Source organism: Halomonas sp. ABH4_019, assembly GCF_056159885.1.
On sequence record NZ_JBSWWC010000001.1, the window covers coordinates 1,357,745 to 1,375,189 of the forward strand.

Genomic DNA, 17,445 nt, shown 5'->3' on the forward strand with positions numbered 1-17,445 from the left:
AACCTAACCGAAACGCGGCCTCCGGGCCGCGTTCGCGTGCAGCGGAGCCCGACGTGAGTGATTTCTTCTGCGACTCGGACAGCGTGCTGGTCTTCGACTTCGACGGCGTGATTCTCGACTCGGCGAGCCTCAAGCGCGAGGCGTTCGCCGCCCTGTACGACGACCAGCCCGAGCCCCTGCGCCGCGCGGTGCGCGCCTATCTAGGGCGCCGCGGCGGCCAGCCCCGCGAGGTCAAGTTTCGCCACATCGAGGCTCAGATCCTCGGTCGCGAGGCCGACGAGGCATCCATCGAGGCCCTGTGCCGACGCTTCAAGGCCAACGTCGAGGCCCGCATCCTGGCGGCGCCCGCCATTCCCGGGGCGCTGGCGTTCCTCGCCCGGCACCGCGGCCGGCGGCCGATCTATCTGCTTTCCGCCACCCCCGAGCACGAGCTGCGCGAGATCACGGCGCAACGCGACCTGACTCCCTACTTCGACGAAGTGATCGGCTCCCCGCCGGACAAGGTCACCGGGCTCGGGCACCTGCTGAATCGCCGCGGCCATCGCGCCCCCCGCACGGTGATGGTGGGCGACTCCTACAATGACTACCGCGCCGCCCGCTCCAACGGCACGGGCTTCATCGGCATCACCGCCGACCCGGCGGCTTCGCCCTTTCCCTCGGACGTGGTCACCTCAGTGGACCTGCGCGACCTGGAGGCCGCGCTCGAGACCTGGTATCGCCGAGCCTCAGGAGGCGCCTGACGCCGGCTCGAGCAGTCGTTGCCAGGCATCGATGACCGCTCGGCGGTGTGCCGCGAAGTCGGCGTTGCGGCCGCGGCCCGGCTCGCGGGTCAGGGCCGATCGGTGGGCCGCGGTGCGGCAGGCCAGGTAGGCCTCGCGCAGCCGCCGGCAGTCCTCCGCGGGCAGCCGGCCACTGCTCTCCAGGGTCTCGAGGATCCGCATGTTATCGCTCCACTGGAGCAGCGCCGGGGTGTCGTGGGACATCGCCAGCACCGCGTACTGGCACAGGAACTCGATGTCGACCATGCCGCCCGGATCCTGCTTGAGGTCGAAGTCGTCCCCCCCGCCGCTGCCGGCCAGGTGCTCGCGCATCTTGTGGCGCATGGCCACCACCTCGTCACGCAGCGCCTCGGCATCGCGCGCTCGGCCGAGGATCTCGCCGCGCACGGCGTCGAAGCCCTCGGCCAGCTCCTCATGGCCGGCCACCACCCGGGCCCGCACCAGCGCCTGATGCTCCCAGGTCCAGGCCTCGCGGCGCTGGTAGTCGGCGAAGGCGTCGAGGCTCGACACCAGCAGGCCGGCGTTGCCGGACGGCCGCAGGCGCATGTCGACCTCATACAGGCTGCCCGCCGGGGTCACCGCGGTGAGCAGGTGGATGATGCGCTGGCCGAGCCGGGTGAAGAACACCGCGTTGTCCAGCGGCCGCTCGCCGTCGGTGCTGCCCTGGGTCGCCCCGTCGTGGAGGAACACCAGGTCCAGGTCCGAGCCGTAGCCGAGCTCGATGCCGCCGAGCTTGCCGTAGCCGACGATCAGGAATTCGGCGGCCCGGTCGCAGCGCTCGCCGTCGCGGCGCAGGGGAAAGCCGTGCTTGCGGGTCAGATGCTTCCAGGCCATGGCCAGCACCGTCTCCAGTACCACCTCGGCGATGTAGGTCAGGTAGTCGCTGACCTTCATCAGGTGGCGGGTACCGGCGATATCCGAGGCCGCCACGTGCAGCACCTGGGCGTGCTTGAAGACCCGCAGCGCCTCGAGCTCGGCCTCCTCGTCGCCCTCGGGAATCCGCCCCAGGGCCTGGCGCAGCTCGTCGGCCAGCCGCGTCTTGTCGGCGGGCGTGTAGAGGGTGTCCGGCGTCAGCAGCTCGTCGAGCAGGATGGGATGGCGCGCCAGCTGCTCGGCGATCCAGGGGCTGGCGCTGCACAGCCGCATCAGGTGCTCCAGCGCCTCGGGATTCTCGCGCAGCAGCGCCAGGTAGGCGGTGCGCCGCAGCACCGCCTCGACCAGCGGCAGCACCCGCTCCAGGGCCACGTCGGGGGCGTCGCTGGCCGCCGCGGCATCGAGCAGCAGCGGCATCAGCGCCTCCAGCCGCTCGTAACCGATGCGCTGCATCGACTGCACCTGGCGCGAGTCGCGCAGCGCGCGCAACCGGCGGTAGCCGGCGGCCGGGTCGGCGAAGCCCGCCTCCTCGAGGTGCACCAGGGCCTCCTCCTCGCCCTGGGCGTCACGCCACAGCGCCCGCCACTCCTCCAGCTCGACGCCGCCCGCCTCGGCGGCGGCCTCGTCCTCGACCTCTTCCTCGGGGTCGGCGATCACCGCATCGAAGTGGCGGCGCACCCGGGCGCGCACCTCGTCGAGCCGCGCCATCAGCGCCGGCCAGTCCGCCATGTCGAGCGCCAGCGCCAGGCGTTCGCGATCGACCTCCTCGGCCGGCAGGGTCTGAGTCTGGCGGTCCTCCAGGGCCTGGAGAGCGTGCTCGATGTCGCGCAGGAAGACGTAGTCGGGGGTGAGCTCCTCGACCACCTCTTCGGGCAGCAGGCCGAGCTCTGGCAGGCGCGCCAGGGCGGTCGCGAGCGAGGTGACCTGCAGCTCGGTGTCGCGCCCGCCGCGGATCAACTGGAAGGCCTGGACCACGAACTCCACCTCGCGGATGCCGCCAGGGCCGAGCTTGATGTTGCCCTGCATGCCGCGGCGGCGCACCTCGCGGTTGATCATCGCCTTGAGCTCGCGCAGCGACTCGATGGCGCCGAAGTCCAGGTACTTGCGATAGACGAAGGGCCGCACGCTGGCCAGCAGTTCGGCGCCGGCGCCCAGGTCACCGGCCACCGGGCGCGCCTTGAGCATGGCGTAGCGCTCCCACTCGCGGCCCTGGTCCTGGTAGTAGCCGGCCAGCGAGGCAAAGCTGCCGACCAGCGGGCCGCCGTCGCCCAGCGGGCGCAGGCGCATGTCGACGCGGAAGGCGAAGCCGTCGGCGGTCACCGCGTCCAGGGCGGTGATCAGCTTCTGTCCGAGCTTGGTGAAGTACTCCTGGTGCTCGAGGGCCTTGCGGCCGCCGCGGGTCTCGCCCTTCTCGGGGAAGGCAAAGATCAGGTCGATGTCCGAGGAGAGGTTGAGTTCGCCGGCGCCCAGCTTGCCCATGCCGAGCACCACCAGGCGCTGCTCGCTGCCGTCGGCGCGCGGCGACGGGCGCCCCCAGCGCGCCTCGAGGTGGCGCTCGAGCCAGGCCAGGGCCTGCTCCAGGCAGGCCTCGGCGAGCCGGGAGACGGCGGCGGCGGTGGCCCACATGTCGATGCCCGGCGGGCGGGTCAGGTCGCGCCACACGATGCCCAGCATACGCGCGCGGCGAAAGCGTCGGATGACGGCATGCATGGCCGCCTCGTCCTCGGCGCTCTCGAGACACTCGGCGAGGGTCTCGTGCCACGCCGCTCCGTCGGGTGCGGCATCCAGCTCGCCGGCGGCATCGAGATGCGGCAGCCAGTCGGGATGGCGGATCAGCGTCTCGGCGGCGAAGTCCGAGATCGCCAGTACCCGGGCCAGCTGCTCGCGGCGATGCGGCGCCAGCGCCGCCCAGGTCTCGCCCGGCCCTTCCTGGTCCTGCAGCGAGGCCAGGTTGTCGGCCTGCTCGAGGGCGGTGCCGAGGCGCTCCCAGGCATGGCGCAGCGGCGCCGCCAGCGGCTCGGGAATGGCATCCAGCGGCAGGAAGTCATCGGGCAGGGCCATGGGCATCTCGCATCCGGTTGATCGATGCCCTTCAGCATACCCAAGCCGAGGCGGCTCACACTAGCTCAGCCCAGGGCTATCGCAGTTGGCCATGGTGCGAGCGCCGGGGACAGGTCGTCGAGGGGGTTTTTGGCCATGGGTGAGGCGATCTTCGCCGAACGCGCTGGCCATGGATGGCCAGCGCCGGCTCTGCAAGCGGAGCAGGATGCGAGAGCGAAGCAGGGCCAAAGTAGCGCCCAAGGAAGGGTTCATAGCGCCCCTCGCCGACCTGTCGCCGGATCAGCCCAAACGATGGGGTTATCTGCGATTGCCCTGCCCCTCAGCCCAGGAAGCGCCCCCAGCCGATCAGCCCCCAGGTCAGCGCGACGATCATCAGCGACAGCATCACCGCCGCCGAGCCGATGTCCTTGGCGCGACCGGAGAGCTTGTGGCGCTCGGGGCCGATGCGGTCGACCACGCTCTCGATGGCACTGTTGAGCAGCTCGACGATCAGCACCAGCAGGCAGCTGCCCACCAGCAGGATCCACTCCACCGGCTCGCGACCGAGCCACACGGCCAGCGGCAGCAGGACGATGCAGATGCCGAGCTCCTGGCGAAAGGCGGCCTCGTGGCGGTAGGCCGCCCCGAGGCCCTTGAGGGAATAGCGGGTGGAGTGCACCAGGTGGCGCCAGCCGGTGTGTCCGGGTTTCATCTGCGGCATCCGTCAGCGAGTGGCTTCGACGCCGCGATGGTAGCAGAGCCGGACGTCGCGCGTGTTACCCAAGCCAGGCCAGGGCGGCGCTGGCCAGCGTCGCCATGCCGGTCTTCAGCGTCGCCGCCTGGCCCGGCGCGTAGTAGGGCGAGTGCGGCATCTCCAGGTGGCGCATCTTCTCGGCGACGCCGTTGCCCGGCGTATCCCGCCAGCGCGCCTCGGGGGTCGCGCCGATGAACCAGTACACGCAGGGTATGTCCTCGCCGCCGAAGCCGCCGACCTCGGCATTGCCGAAGTAGGGAAAGTCCTCGCTGCCGTTGAGGCGCGGCATGGCGAACAGCCGCTGCTCGCCGAACTGCTCGGCATGGGCGCGGCGCACCCGCTCGACGCTCGCGTCGTCGTTGTACAGGGCGAGGGTCTCGGTGAGCACCCGGAACTCGGGCTCCCGGGGCGAGCGGCCGGCCTGGCACTCGGCGCGGATGATGCGCTCGATAGCCTCGAGCACCTGACGATGCAGGGCATTGTCGAAGCCGCGCACGTTGATCTCGAGCTCCGCCGAGTGGGGAATGATGTTGCCCTGGGTGCCGGCGTGCAGCTTGCCGACCGTGACCACCACCGTCTCCTCGGGCGGCACCTCCCGGGCGACGATGGTCTGCAGGCGCGTCACCACGTGGGCGGCGATCACCACCGGGTCCACCGTCTGGGCCGGCATCGAGCCGTGGCCGCCGTCGCCGTGGATGGTCACGCCCAGGGTGGTGGCGGCGGCCATGGCGCTGCCGGCGATATGCCCCACCGTGCCCTCCCGGGCCGGCATGTTGTGCTGGCCGAGCACGATGTCCGGCCGGGCGAAGCGCTCGTAGAGGCCGTCATCCAGCATCGCCTGGGCGCCGCCGAACACCTCCTCGGCGGGCTGGGCGACCAGCATCAGGGTGCCGCGCCACTGCTCGCGAAGCCCGGCCAGCACCGCCCCGGCGCCCACCAGGCAGCTGCTGTGCAGATCGTGGCCGCAGGCATGCATCACCGGCACTCGCTTGCCCTCGGCGGTCTCGGCGGTCTCGCGGCTGGCGAAGTCGAGGCCGGTCTGCTCCTCGATGGGCAGGGCGTCCATGTCGCCGCGCAGCATCACCGTGGGCCCCTCGCCGTTGCGCAGCAGGGCCACCACGCCGGTGCCGCCGACCCCGCGGGTCACCTCATAGCCCAGGGCCTCCAGCGCCTCGGCGACCTTGGCGCCGGTGCGATGCTCCTGGAAGGGCAGCTCCGGGTGGCAATGCAGGTCCCGATAGAGGCCCTGCACCCGCTCCAGGGCCTGTTCGACCCGTGCCTCGATGGATGTCTTCATGCCCGCCTGCTCTGCTGAATGGCTCATCGATCACTCCTTGTGGATAGAAAATTCTGGCTCGGCTCAGGCCTCGGCCCGACCGTGCATCGGCTTGGCCAGCAGCGCCTGGCACACGCCCAGCACCACCAGGTTGGCGAGCACGCCCCAGACGCCGGCATGCCAGCCCAGCGGCGAGCCGATACCGAAGTCGAGCAGCAGGAAGGTCAGGGTGCCGGCCAGGGCGCCGGCCATGACGCTGACGCGCCGCAGCGACGGGAAGAACAGCGCGCCCAGCACCATCGGGAACAGCTGCACGATCACGCCGTAGGCGGTGAGCAGGATCATCACCAGCGAGGCCGGGTTGAGCAGGGCGATGCCATAGGCCGCCAGCGACAGCCCCAGCACGCTCCAGCGGGTCACCGACACCGTGGCTCGCTCGCTGGCGTCCCGCATCAGGGTGGGGCCGAAAACGTCGCGGACCAGCACCACGGCCGCGGTGTGGGCCAGGTTGGCGCCGGTGGACATGGCCGCCGCCAGGGCCCCGGAGAGCATCAATCCCACCACCCAGGGCGAGAAGTCGGCGACGTCCATGACCAGCCGCAGCAGCACCGTATCGGGGCGCGCCAGCGGCGCGTCGGCGAAGACCAGCACGCCGGCGAAGCCGATCAGCAGCAGCGGCACCAGCAGATAGGCGTAGAGCGGATAGAAGACGCTGACCTGGCGCAGGCTGCGCCCGCTGTCGGCGGAGTAGAACTTCATGAACAGGTGCGGCCACATGGCACCGCCGAAGGCGCTGATCAGGATGGCGGTGCTGAAGTAGCCCCAACCCATGCCGTTGGCGCCGGGCAGGGTCAGGTGCTCGGGCGCCTCGGCCTGGAGGCGAACGAACATCTCGCCGACGCCGTCGAACAGCCGCTCGGGGATCGCCAGGCCGAGGAACCAGGCGATGGCGATCATCATGATGCCCTGCACCAGGTTGGTCCAGCCGATGCCGCCGAGGCCGCTGCAGAACACGTAGGCGGCCACCACCAGGAAGGCCAGCAGGGCGCCCAGCCAGAAGGGCACCAGGCCGTCGGTGGCGGCCGCGAACAGCAGCCCGGCGCCGGCGATCTGGATGGTCAGATAAGGCACCAGCGCCACCACCCCGATCACGCCGGCGAGCATCCCAAGGCCCTTGCTCTGGTAGTGGTCGGCGATCATGTCGCCCTGGGTGAGATAGCCCCGGGCACGCCCCAGCGCCGCGACCCGCGGTCCCAGTACCCAGATGGTGATCGGCACCAGCGACAGGTAGGCGAGGATATAGAAGGCCGGGGCGCCGTGCTGGTAGGCCCAGCCGGGCGTGCCGAGGAAGGCGAAGGCCGAGAAGATCTCGGCGCCGAGGATGAAGAACAGGATCACCACCCCGACGTGGCGTCCGCCAGCGACATAGCCCTCCAGGCTCGAACCGCCCTGGCCGCGAGCACGCAGGCCCACCCACAGCACCACCAGCAGGTAGGCCAGGGTGACGCCGGTCACGATCATGGCATTACTCATCGCGATGCCCTCCGTGCCGCACGGCGAAGGCCACCCACATGCCGGCGAACAGCGCCAGCATCCACAGGATGTACCAGGCAAACAGGAACGGCAGGCCGAACACGGTCGGCTCGATGCGGTTGGCGATCAGCGCGCCGGGCCAGATCATCGCCAGGGTGCACAGGGCGAAGTGCAGCCCGACCAGGGTGTGGTAGGTCTTGCTCATGGGAGTCGTCCAGCTCGCCGGTGGCGAGTCTTGTTATGGGTTGTCACTGGACTATGGCGCAGAACAATCGATACCAAAAATATCTATAATGAATGTCACCCATACCCTTTCGGCATCTCAAGCAAGGCATCATCCATGGAGTTTCGACAGCTGCAGTACTTCCTGGCCGTGGTCGAGGAGGGCTCGGTGTCGGCGGCGAGCCGCCGGGTACATGTCGCCCAGCCGGCGCTGACGCGCCAGATCCGGCTGCTAGAAGAAGATCTCGAGACGCGGCTGTTCGTGCGTCACGCCCGAGGCATGCGGCTGACGGTGGCGGGCCGCGCCCTTCAGGAGGAGGCCCGGGAGCTGCTCGACCGACGTGCGCGACTCAGGACGCGCCTCTGGAGCCTCGGGCAGGGGGTGATCGGCCGGGTTAGCCTGGGGGTGACGGTGACCCACCTGTGGGTGCCGGAGGTCGCCGGCCTGCTGGCGGGCTATCGCGACCGCTATCCGCAGGTGGCCTTCGAGGTCTTCCCGCTGCTGTCGGGGCCCCAGCTCGAGCGCCTCCAGGACGGCAGCCTGGACGCCGGCATCCTCTACCTGGACGACGACAGCCAGCCCGGCCTGGAGGCGCGGCTGCTGCAGCGGGATCACCTGATCCTGGCGGTGCCGGCGCACTCCTCCTGGTCGGAGACACCGCCGACGTCGCTGCAGGACGCGGCGAACGCGGACTTCATCTGGGGCTTTCGCGAGGCCTCACCCCACTACTTCGATCGCATGCAGGATCACTTCCGGCGCCTCGACTTCCGCCCCCGCGTGGTGCAGTACGGCGCCGACAACATCGCCATCCTCGGCATGGTGGCCGCCGGCCTGGGCATCGCCATCCTGCCCGCCGCCAGCGCTTACCACCCCATCCCCGGCGTGCGCTTCCTGCGCCTGCCCGAGCTCGATGCCTGCGAGATGAGCCTGTGGTTCGCCTGGCGGCCGGACAACGACTCGCCGGCCCTGCACAACCTGGTCGCGCTGGCGACTCAGTGAGCCCGGATCATGGCCGCCAGGTCCTCGGACAGCCGATCCAGCACCATCGACCAGCTCAGGTAGGGCGTCGAGCCGGTGCCGTTGACCAGCACGCTGAACACGCCCCAGCGCCCGGAGAGGGTACGGAAATAGCCGGCCGCGGCGCGCACCGATACCGGCTGGTTGAGGGTGCCGGTCTTGAGCATCACATGCTCCTGGAAGATCGGCGGACCGCGACGGATGAAGCGCATCACGCCGTTGCTCGGCGACTGCAGGGCGGCGACGAAGCTCGGAAACAGCGAGGGCTGGCGGAACATGTGCTCCAGTAGCACGTTCACCCCGGCGGCGCTGGTGCGATTCTCCGGCGTCAGGCCGCTGCCGCTGTCGAGGCGCAGCGGGCCATGGCCCGGCAGGCCCGCGGCGAAGGCCTCGATGGCATCGCCGCCCTGGAGTAGCGAGGGCCGCGACGTGTTCGCCAGGTCCAGGGTCAGGGTATCGGCCATGAAATTGTTGGAATAGTTGAGGGTGCGCAGCAGCAGCTCCTGCAGCGGCTTGCCGTCCACCGCGGCGAGACGATGGGCGCCGTTCGACGGCGGCAGGGTGGTCGCGACGTGGCCGCCGGCCACCGGGATGCCGGCCTGCGCGAGCATGGCCATCAGGGTGCGGCCCGCCTGATCGGCGGGATCCGAGCTGGTGCGGTAGAGCTCGCGCGGGTAGGCGTTGGAGGAGATCTGGCCGTCGACGCGCATGACGTCGCCCTGGCCGTCGGTCACCCGCAGCGCCGACAGCTCGGTGCCGCTGTCGGCGGGCCTGGTCTCGATGCGATTGTCGATGCGCACCAGCTCGCTCTGGCCATCGCAGGGGGTGACCACCGCCGGCGCACCGGCGACGCGCGCCGGCGCCACGGTCACGCACCAGTTGCCGTAGTTGACCGCCGCCGAGGACAGTAGCGCACTGTAGGCGTTGTCGACCCGGCGCTGGCCCTCGCAGCGGTCGACGGTCAGGCAGCTCACCGGGCCGAAGCGCCACTGGCTGACCACCAGCCGCCCGGTGACCTCACGCACCCCGGCCTGATGCAGGCGCTGCACCAGCCGCCACAGGTCTTCGGTGGTCAGCGCCGGGTCGCCGCCGCCGTCGAGGATCAGGTCGCCATGCAGCACGCCATCGGCATCGGGCTCGGCGGTGCCGACCAGCCGGGTGGTGAAGCGATGCTGGGGGCCGAAGCGATCGAGGGCCGCCGCCGCCAGGTAGACCTTGGACACCGAGGCCGGCGACAGCTGCTGCCCCGGGGAGAGGCTGCCCAGCGTCTCACCCGGCTCGCCGTTGCCCAGCAGGCGCGCCTCGGCGCCGATCCGAAAGCCCTCCTGGCCGAGTTCGGCGAGACGGGAAAACCCCTGTGCCTGGGCGGTCAAGGGCAACAGCAGGAGCAGGCAGAGCGACAGGCAGCGAGACAGCATGAGGGTCATCCGTGGCAGGGGCGATGAAAGAAGACGGCAACGCCGCAGTCTACCCCCGCCCCGGTCGCGATTCGACCGCCTTCACGTCAGTGCGCGGATACCTGGGAGAAGGCCTGGATGATCACCACCCCGCCGACGATCATCGCCAGCCCCAGCACCGCGGGCACGTCGAGGCGCTCGCCGTAGACCAGGATGCCGATCAGGGTGACCAGCACGATGCCGAGCCCCGCCCAGATGGCATAGGCGATGCCCACCGGCAGGGTACGCAGGGCCAGGGTCAGCAGGTAGAAGGTGATGACATAGCCGACCACCACCACCAGGCTCGGCCACAGCCGGGTGAACTCCTGGGACGCCTTCAGCGAGCTGGTGGCCACCACCTCGGCGATGATCGCCAGCGCCAGGTACAGATAGGCCATCAGGCACCTCCTCGCGCCAGGTAGCGGCGCATCACCAGGTCGAACAGGGTATTGAAGACCATGGCATAGGCCAGGAAGAACAGCAGGAAGCCCAGGTCCATCCAGAACGCCTCCATCATGGTGATGTCCATCCACCAGGCCACCGCCGGCAGGGTCATCACCAGCAGGCCCAGCTCGAAGCCGAATGACTGCGCGAAGCGCTGCCCCAGGCTACGCTGGCGAGTCGGCACCAACACATCGTAGATCCGGTTCCAGACCAGGTTCCAGAGCGTGGCGGCCGTCGCCAGCCCCGCGGCCAGCACGCCCATCTCGCCCAGGCCGTGGCCGGTCAGCCAGCTGGCCAGCGGCGTCACCATGAGCAGTCCGCCGGTCTCGAAGAGCAGGGCATGGGTCATTCGTTCTTTCCAAGTGCGCATCGTGGCCTCCCGTGATCCCGTCGTCACGAGGCCATAAGGGCCTCGACCTGAGTGCCTATTCTCGCCAGAATCATGATGGATACGAGTTGGAATCCATCTATAAAAACGATAGGTCGCCCATGCGCTGGACCCTCGACCAGTTGGAAGTGCTCATCGCCTGCGCCGAGCGCGGCTCCTTCTCCGCGGCGGCCCGCCACCTGGGGCGGGCCCAGTCGGCGGTGAGCACCGCCATCGCCCACCTGGAGGCGGACCTCGACTGCACGCTGTTCGACCGCGGCGGCCGCATGCCGCGCCCCACCGAGGCCGGCGAGGCCCTGCTCCACGAGGCCCGGGCGGTGCTCCGCCAGTGCCAGCGGCTGGATTCCCGGGCCCGGGCCATCGCCCAGGGCGAGGAAGCGCGACTGGTGCTGGCCATCGACGAGGCGCTGGTCGAGATGCCCCCGGTGGACGAGACCCTCGAGGCCCTGGCCCATCACTATCCCGCCCTGCAGTTGACCCTGCTGTACGGCGCCCGGGGCGACATCGCGGGCTGGGTGGAGGACCGCACCGCCGACCTGGGGATCCTGCTCGGCCGGCTCGGCCGCGGCCCGCTGCTCGAGGGCGTGCCGATCGCGCACCTGCGCCAGTCGCTGGTGGTCGGGCGCGACCATCCCCTGGCCGCCCACGGTTCCCCCGCCCCCGGCGACCTGGCCGCCCACCGCCAGCTGCTGATCGCCTCGCGCTCCGAGGGCGACGACGCCCCGCCGCTCGGCGCCCAGTTCTGGCAGCTCAACAGCTTCTACTCCATGGCCGAGCTGGTCACCCGCGGGCTCGGCTGGGCGCTGGTGCCGGAACACATCGCCCAGTACCCGCCGTTTCGCGAGCACCTGGTGGCCGTGTCCGGCGAGGCGCTGGGCACCCTGCCGGTCATCGAGGTGGAGACGGTGTCGCGGCGCGACGCGGCCCAGGGGCCGATCACCCGCTGGCTGCGCGGCACCCTGGGGGAGCGCTTCCGCGACCGCCGCCGACGCTGAGTCGACTCACTCGACCGGCAACAGCTCGGGGCGATGCGGCAGCTCGGCCACCAGGCGCCATAGCGGTTGGCCGCTGAGGTGGTACTTGCGCTCGAAGTGGGTCAGGAAGTCGCCGCCGGGGTCGAAGGCCTCCACCGGCGCGGCGACGCCGGTGACCTGCTCGACCGCCTGGGCGAACTCCTCGACGTAGAGCCGCCAGTTGGAGCGCAGCTCCAGGCGCCCGCCCAGGGCCAGGATGGCCGGGAACACCGGATGGCCCTGCCAGCGCATCTTGAGGTGCGCGGCCTTGGGATAGGGGTTGGGATAGAGCAGGTAGTGACGCACCGGCCGCCAGCCCGCGGCCAGCGCCAGCCGCCAGAAGTCCACCAGGTCGGCGCGCACCAGCCGGGCGTTGCCGGGCAGTTCGCCGTGCTCCCGCGACAGCCGGTCGGCGCTGCGATCGACGCCGATCACCGTGCAATCGGGGTGCGCCTCGGCCAGCCGGCGCGTCGACAGCCCCACACCGCAGCCGGCATCGAGAATCAGCGGCGCCTCGGCGCGCGGCGCCCGCCACGCCTCGGCGGCGGCGAAGGCCTCGCGGGTGTGTCCGGCCAGCGGCTTGCGCAGCGGATGGGCCAAGGCCCGGGCGACCCGGCGCGGCAGGTCCTGGTGGGGGCCGGGCTGGTTGGAGGTGATGGTGCGCGAGCGCTCCGACATGACGATGACCCGTGAACGAGAGGGGCGCACAGTCTACCAGCCGGCGGCACGCCGGCGCAGGGCGAGGCCCCGCCATGCGCCGCATGACGGCGTACCTGGCCGGGTGCTATGATCCTTGGCCAAAAGGACAATAGCAGCCCAGACATCAACCGCACTACGAGGAACCCGGCTTGTCACATTTACCGGTGATCGTGGGCATGGGCGGCGTGAACCCCGCCGGCCGAGCCTCGGGCCACCAGGCGTTTCGCCGCACCGTGCTCGACGCCCTGCCCGACGACGTCCAGGCCCAGACCCTGCTCGGCCTGGCGGCCATGATGCGCCTGGCCAGCGCCCAGGCGGACGATGCCTGGCACGACGCCGATGGCCGCCCCCTCGATGCCGCGGCCATCGTCGAGCAGACCCGCCAGCGCGTGCTCGACCATACCCTGATCCGGCGCATCGAGGATCCTCGCTTCAACGCCGAGGGCCTGCCGGCCAACCGCCGCGCCAGCCTGGCCCTCGAGGCGCCGATGACCTTCCGCGTGCGGCGCCGCCAGCTGCCCGAGAGCCTGCCACCCACCTGGCAGGTCCGCGAGCTCGACCGTCGGACCCTGGAGGTCACGGTGCCGGCCGGCGACATGGACGTGATGCTGCCCGAGACCCGCCCCGCCCAGGTGCGCGCCGCCGGCCAGCTGCCCTCGGGCTTCGAGGCCAGCCAGCTCTATCGCAGCGTTCACCATCCCCGCGGCCTGTCCATGGCGGTGTTCGCCGCCAGCGACTGCCTGGGCGACAGCGGCCTGGAATGGGATGCGTTGCGCGACCGCCTCGACCCCGACCAGATCGCCGTCTACGCCGGCAACTCCATCGGCCAGCTCGACGACGAGGGCTGGGGCGGGCTGCTCAAGAGCTTCGTCTCCGGCAAGCGCGCCACCTCCAAGCAGATGCCGCTGGGCTACGGCCAGATGCCGGCCGACTTCCTCAACGCTTACGTGCTGGGCAGCGTGGGCGGCACCGGCGCCGCACTGGGCGCCTGCGCGAGCTTCCTCTACAACCTGCGCCTGGGGGTCGACGACATCCGCGCCGGTCGCCGCCGGGTGGTGATGGTCGGCACCTCGGATGCGCCGATCACCCCGGAGATCATCGAAGGCTTTCGCACCATGGGCGCCCTGGCCGACGACGAGAGCCTCAAGGCCCTGGACGCCCTGGAGCTGCTCACCGACCTGGACTACCAGCGCGCCAGTCGTCCCTTCGCCCGCAACTGCGGCTTCACCATGGGCGAGTCCAGCCAGTTCGTGATGCTGATGGACGACGCCCTGGCCCTGGAGGTCGGCGCCGAGGTGCTGGGCAGCGTGCCGGACGTCTACGTCAACGCCGACGGCTGGAAGCGCTCGATCTCGGCACCGGGCATCGGCAACTACATCACCCTCGGCAAGGCGGCCTCGCTGGTCCGCGAGCTGCTCGGCGACACCGCCCTGCGCGAGCGCACCTTCCTGCACGCCCACGGCACCAGCACGCCGAAGAACCGGGTCACCGAATCCCACGTCTTCGACCTGGTGGCCCGCGCCCACGGCATCGAGGACTGGCCGGTGGTGGCGGTCAAGGCCTTCGTCGGCCACTCCCAGGGCAGCGCCGCCGGCGACCAGCTGACCAGCGCCCTGGGCAGCTTCGCCCACGGCCTGCTGCCGGGCATTCCCACCCTGGACGCCACCCTGCCCGACGACCTGCACGCCGAGCGGCTGCGGCTGTTCCGCGAGCCGCAGCGCTTCAAAGCCGACGCCGCCTTCATCAACGCCAAGGGCTTCGGCGGCAACAACGCCACCGGCGTGGTGCTGTCCCCCGACGTGACCGAACGGCTGATGGCCGCCCGCCACGGCGAGGCCGCGCTGCACGACTGGCGCCACCGCCGCGAGACCACCCGCCGGGCCGCCGAGGCCTATCATCACGAGGCCGACCATGGCCGCTTCCGGCCCCGCTACCGCTTCGGCGAAGGCGTGCTGGAGGGCCCGGAGCTCGAGGTCGCCGCGGACAGCATCCGCATCCCCGGCTACGCCAAACCGGTATCGCTGGCCGTGGACAACCCCTTCGGCACGCTCGACGACGGAGAAGGCCGATGAACATCGCCGTCTACCCCGGCACCTTCGATCCCATCACCAACGGCCACTTCGACCTGATCGAGCGGGCCGCGCGGCTGTTCGACAAGGTGGTAGTGGCCATCGCCACCAGCCCCGGCAAGGGGCCGGCGCTGGACCTCGACACGCGGATCGCCCTGGCCCGCACGGTGGTGGCCGGCCTGGACAACGTCGAGGTGACCGGCTTCTCCGGGCTGATGACCGAGTTCATGCGCCAGCAGCAGGCCCGCGTGCTGCTGCGCGGGCTGCGCGCGGTCTCCGACTTCGAGTACGAGCTGCAGCTGGCCAACATGAACCGCGCCCAGATGCCCGAGCTCGAGACGGTCTTCCTGACCCCCGAAGTCGAGAACTCCTACATCTCCTCCAGCCTGGTACGCGAGATCGCCCGGCTCGGCGGCGACGTCTCGAAGCACGTGCATCCCGAGGTCGCCGCAGCGCTGCAGAGCCATTACAATACCTGACCAGGATACTCGGGCATGCCGCCCGGGTCCGCCGCCGCGATTTTCGTGAGGTATCCCATGTCCCTGATGATCACCGACGAGTGCATCAACTGCGACGTCTGCGAACCCGAATGCCCCAACGGCGCCATCTCGCCGGGGGAAGAGATCTACGTCATCGATCCCGGCCTGTGCACCGAATGCGTCGGCCACTACGACGAGCCCCAGTGCCAGCAGGTCTGCCCGGTGGACTGCATCCCCCTCGACCCCGAGCGCGAGGAGAGCCGAGAGGCGCTGATGGAGAAGTACCAGCGCATCACCGCCGCCTGAGCGCCCCGCGATGACGAGCGACAGCGACGCCTCGCCCCGCGCGGGGCGTCGTGCGTTTCCGCCCTCCTGACCTTCCCCGTCTCGGACAGCAGGTGCCGCCTCGGGTGCGCGGTCTGCCCCGGGAGGCTTGCGCCCGGCGAGGCCAGCGGCCATCCTGCCGGCTTCGTTTCCCGACCGGAGCCAACGTGACCGCGACCGCCCCCGCCACGCCTGCCCAGGCCCCACAGCGCATCTGGGCCCTGGCCTGGCCGATCATCCTCTCCAACGTCACCGTGCCGCTGCTCGGGCTGGTCGACACCGCCGTGGTCGGCCACCTGCCGGATTCCCGCTACCTGGCCGCGGTGACCCTGGGGGCCACGCTGTTCGGCTTCCTCTACTGGGGCTTCGGCTTCCTGCGCATGGGCACCACCGGCCTCACCTCCCAGGCGGCGGGCCGCGAGGACGACGCGGCGGTGAAGAACCTGCTGGGCCAGTCGCTGCTGCTGGCCGCGCTGATCGGCGGCGTGTTGATCCTGGCCGGCGATCCGCTGGTCGCGCTGGGCCTCAAGCTGCTCGACGGCAGCCCCGAGGCCACCGCCCTGGCCGCGGAATACGCCGGCATCCGCCTGCTCTCGGCCCCGGCGGTGCTGGCCAACTACGCCATCCTGGGCTGGTTCCTGGGCCAGCAGAATGCCCGGGTCACTCTGGCGCTGCTGGTGCTGACCAACGGCGTCAACATCGCCCTGGACCTGCTGTTCGTGGTCGGCCTGGGGATGACCAGCGACGGCGTGGCCTGGGCCACGGTGATCGCCGACTACACGGCGCTGGCCTACGGCCTGTGGCGGGTGCGCCACCAGCTCGCCGGGCTGGGGGGCCGCTTCCGTCGCTCGCGGCTGCTGCGGCTGTCCGCCTACGGCGAGCTGTTCCGGGTCAACGCCCAGCTCTTCGTGCGCACCCTGGGGCTGCTGTTCGCCATGGCCTTCTTCACCTCCCGGGGCGCCGCCCAGGGCGACACCGTGCTGGCGGCCAACGCCGTGCTGCTGCAGTTCATCATGTTGACCTCCTACGGGCTGGACGGCTTCGCCCATGCCGCCGAGGCGCTGACCGGCCGCGCGGTGGGTCGCGGTCGCTGGGGCGAGTTCGCCGCGGCGGTGCGGGCCGCGGCGCGCTTCTCGCTGCTCACCGCGGGGCTCGCCGCCCTGGCCTTCGCGCTGGGCGGCCAGTGGCTGATCGCCCTGCTCACCGGGCTGCCGGCGGTGCGCGATGCCGCCGCCGACTACCTGCCGTGGATGGTCGCCATGCCGCTGATCGCGGTGTGGAGCTACCTGCTGGACGGCGTCTTCATCGGCACCACCGCTACCCGCGAGATGCGCAACAGCATCTTCATCGCCCTGGCGGTCTACCTGCCCGTCTGGTGGCTCAGCCAGGGGCTCGGCAACCACGGCCTGTGGCTGGCCTTCAGCGTGTTCACTGCGGTGCGCTCCGGAGTACTGATTGCCTATTATCTCCACTACCGGCGCACCCGCTGGTCAGGCGCCGACACTTAACTTTTCCCTGTTCATCGGGGTGCGCTCGGGGGGTGCCGATCGCCGCCTTCCACCTCGACCGCCACTACCGGCGCACGCGCTGGTCAGGCACCGACGCTTAACCTTTGCCCTGCTTATCGGGGTGTGCTCGGGAGTGCCGATCGCCGCCTTCCACCTAGGCTCCACTACCGGCGCACGCGCTGGTCAGGCGCCGACACTTAACCTTTCCCTGTTCATCGGGGTGCGCTCGGGGGTGCCGATCGCCGCCTTCCACCTCGGCTCCACTACCGGCGCACGCGCTGGTCGGGCACCGACGCTTAACCTTTGCCTGTGCATCGGGGTGCGCTCGGGGGTGCCGATCGCCGCCTTTCACCTCGGCTCCACTACCGGCGCACGCGCTGGTCAGGCACCGACGCTTAACCTTTGCCCTGTCCATCGGGGTGCGCTCAAGGGGGTGCCGATCGCCGCCTTCCACCTCGACCGCCTCTACCGGCGCACGCGCTGGTCCGCCGTAGGGCCTCGCGGCGGCAGAAATTAGACATTCGTCTCTTTTGACAACATTTCACCTTTACGTCAGCGTCAGGTGGCGAAAGAATCTCTCTGCCGGCGTT

16 protein-coding genes are annotated in these 17,445 nt (G+C 70.5%); 7 read left to right on the forward strand and 9 right to left on the reverse strand.

Annotated features, from left to right (window positions below):
* The first annotated feature begins 53 nt into the window (after positions 1 to 53).
* The gene (locus ACXAFN_RS06180; RefSeq protein WP_474987128.1) at positions 54 to 740 is read left to right on the forward strand and encodes an HAD family hydrolase; all 687 of its coding nucleotides are present in this window, start codon (positions 54 to 56) and stop codon (positions 738 to 740) included.
* Here the strand turns inward: ACXAFN_RS06180 and glnE are convergent.
* The 5 genes from glnE to ACXAFN_RS06205 form a co-directional block, all read right to left on the reverse strand.
* Entirely contained in the window at positions 726 to 3,713 is a 2,988-nt protein-coding gene (glnE, locus tag ACXAFN_RS06185; protein ID WP_474987130.1) for a bifunctional [glutamate--ammonia ligase]-adenylyl-L-tyrosine phosphorylase/[glutamate--ammonia-ligase] adenylyltransferase, read from the reverse strand. The two genes, ACXAFN_RS06180 and glnE, sit on opposite strands and share 15 nt — an antisense overlap.
* Before the next feature lie 319 nt (positions 3,714 to 4,032).
* Positions 4,033 to 4,404, reverse strand: a complete 372-nt coding sequence (locus ACXAFN_RS06190; RefSeq protein ID WP_474987132.1) for a diacylglycerol kinase — start codon at positions 4,402 to 4,404, stop codon at positions 4,033 to 4,035.
* Positions 4,405 to 4,468: 64 nt separating this feature from the next.
* On the reverse strand, positions 4,469 to 5,770 hold the full coding sequence (locus ACXAFN_RS06195) for an amidohydrolase (RefSeq protein WP_474987133.1): 1,302 nt from the start codon (positions 5,768 to 5,770) through the stop codon (positions 4,469 to 4,471).
* A gap of 36 nt (positions 5,771 to 5,806) precedes the next feature.
* Positions 5,807 to 7,255, reverse strand: coding sequence for a sodium:solute symporter family protein (locus tag ACXAFN_RS06200; RefSeq protein ID WP_474987134.1), 1,449 nt, complete (start codon positions 7,253 to 7,255; stop codon positions 5,807 to 5,809).
* Positions 7,248 to 7,460: a hypothetical protein gene (locus ACXAFN_RS06205; RefSeq protein WP_474987136.1), complete on the reverse strand. Its 213-nt coding sequence runs from the start codon at positions 7,458 to 7,460 to the stop codon at positions 7,248 to 7,250. The genes ACXAFN_RS06200 and ACXAFN_RS06205 overlap by 8 nt, the downstream gene beginning before the upstream one ends.
* Before the next feature lie 135 nt (positions 7,461 to 7,595).
* Between ACXAFN_RS06205 and ACXAFN_RS06210 the strand changes: the two genes are divergently transcribed.
* A complete protein-coding gene (locus tag ACXAFN_RS06210) occupies positions 7,596 to 8,477 on the forward strand; it encodes a LysR family transcriptional regulator (RefSeq protein ID WP_474987138.1) in 882 nt (293 codons plus the stop codon).
* On the opposite strand, the gene dacB is transcribed toward ACXAFN_RS06210, so the two are convergent.
* The 3 genes from dacB to ACXAFN_RS06225 all read right to left on the reverse strand — a co-directional run bounded on the left by dacB (position 8,471) and on the right by ACXAFN_RS06225 (position 10,745).
* A complete protein-coding gene (dacB, locus tag ACXAFN_RS06215; protein ID WP_474987139.1) occupies positions 8,471 to 9,913 on the reverse strand; it encodes a D-alanyl-D-alanine carboxypeptidase/D-alanyl-D-alanine endopeptidase in 1,443 nt (480 codons plus the stop codon). The genes ACXAFN_RS06210 and dacB overlap by 7 nt on opposite strands.
* Positions 9,914 to 9,999: 86 nt before the next feature.
* Entirely contained in the window at positions 10,000 to 10,332 is a 333-nt protein-coding gene (locus ACXAFN_RS06220; RefSeq protein WP_474987478.1) for a DMT family transporter, read from the reverse strand.
* Positions 10,329 to 10,745 (reverse strand): PACE efflux transporter, encoded by a 417-nt coding sequence (locus tag ACXAFN_RS06225; RefSeq protein ID WP_474987140.1) that lies wholly within the window; start codon positions 10,743 to 10,745, stop codon positions 10,329 to 10,331. The genes ACXAFN_RS06220 and ACXAFN_RS06225 overlap by 4 nt, the downstream gene beginning before the upstream one ends.
* 119 nt (positions 10,746 to 10,864) lie before the next feature.
* Here ACXAFN_RS06225 and ACXAFN_RS06230 point away from each other — a divergent pair, with 119 nt between their 5' ends.
* Positions 10,865 to 11,758, forward strand: a complete 894-nt coding sequence (locus tag ACXAFN_RS06230) for a LysR family transcriptional regulator (protein ID WP_474987142.1) — start codon at positions 10,865 to 10,867, stop codon at positions 11,756 to 11,758.
* A gap of 6 nt (positions 11,759 to 11,764) precedes the next feature.
* On the opposite strand, the gene trmB is transcribed toward ACXAFN_RS06230, so the two are convergent.
* Positions 11,765 to 12,454: a tRNA (guanine(46)-N(7))-methyltransferase TrmB gene (gene trmB, locus ACXAFN_RS06235; RefSeq protein ID WP_474987143.1), complete on the reverse strand. Its 690-nt coding sequence runs from the start codon at positions 12,452 to 12,454 to the stop codon at positions 11,765 to 11,767.
* Positions 12,455 to 12,651: 197 nt separating this feature from the next.
* Between trmB and ACXAFN_RS06240 the strand changes: the two genes are divergently transcribed.
* The 4 genes from ACXAFN_RS06240 (at position 12,652) to ACXAFN_RS06255 (ending at position 16,855) form a co-directional block, all read left to right on the forward strand.
* Positions 12,652 to 14,547 carry a beta-ketoacyl synthase gene (locus tag ACXAFN_RS06240; protein ID WP_474987479.1) on the forward strand — a complete coding sequence of 632 codons (1,896 nt, stop codon included), beginning with the start codon at positions 12,652 to 12,654 and terminating at the stop codon, positions 14,545 to 14,547.
* The gene (gene coaD / locus ACXAFN_RS06245; RefSeq protein ID WP_474987144.1) at positions 14,544 to 15,023 is read left to right on the forward strand and encodes a pantetheine-phosphate adenylyltransferase; all 480 of its coding nucleotides are present in this window, start codon (positions 14,544 to 14,546) and stop codon (positions 15,021 to 15,023) included. The genes ACXAFN_RS06240 and coaD overlap by 4 nt, the downstream gene beginning before the upstream one ends.
* Before the next feature lie 57 nt (positions 15,024 to 15,080).
* Entirely contained in the window at positions 15,081 to 15,329 is a 249-nt protein-coding gene (locus tag ACXAFN_RS06250; RefSeq protein WP_474987145.1) for a YfhL family 4Fe-4S dicluster ferredoxin, read from the forward strand.
* A 185-nt stretch (positions 15,330 to 15,514) separates the two neighbouring features.
* The gene (locus tag ACXAFN_RS06255; RefSeq protein ID WP_474987147.1) at positions 15,515 to 16,855 is read left to right on the forward strand and encodes an MATE family efflux transporter; all 1,341 of its coding nucleotides are present in this window, start codon (positions 15,515 to 15,517) and stop codon (positions 16,853 to 16,855) included.
* Positions 16,856 to 17,445: the final 590 nt, after the last annotated feature.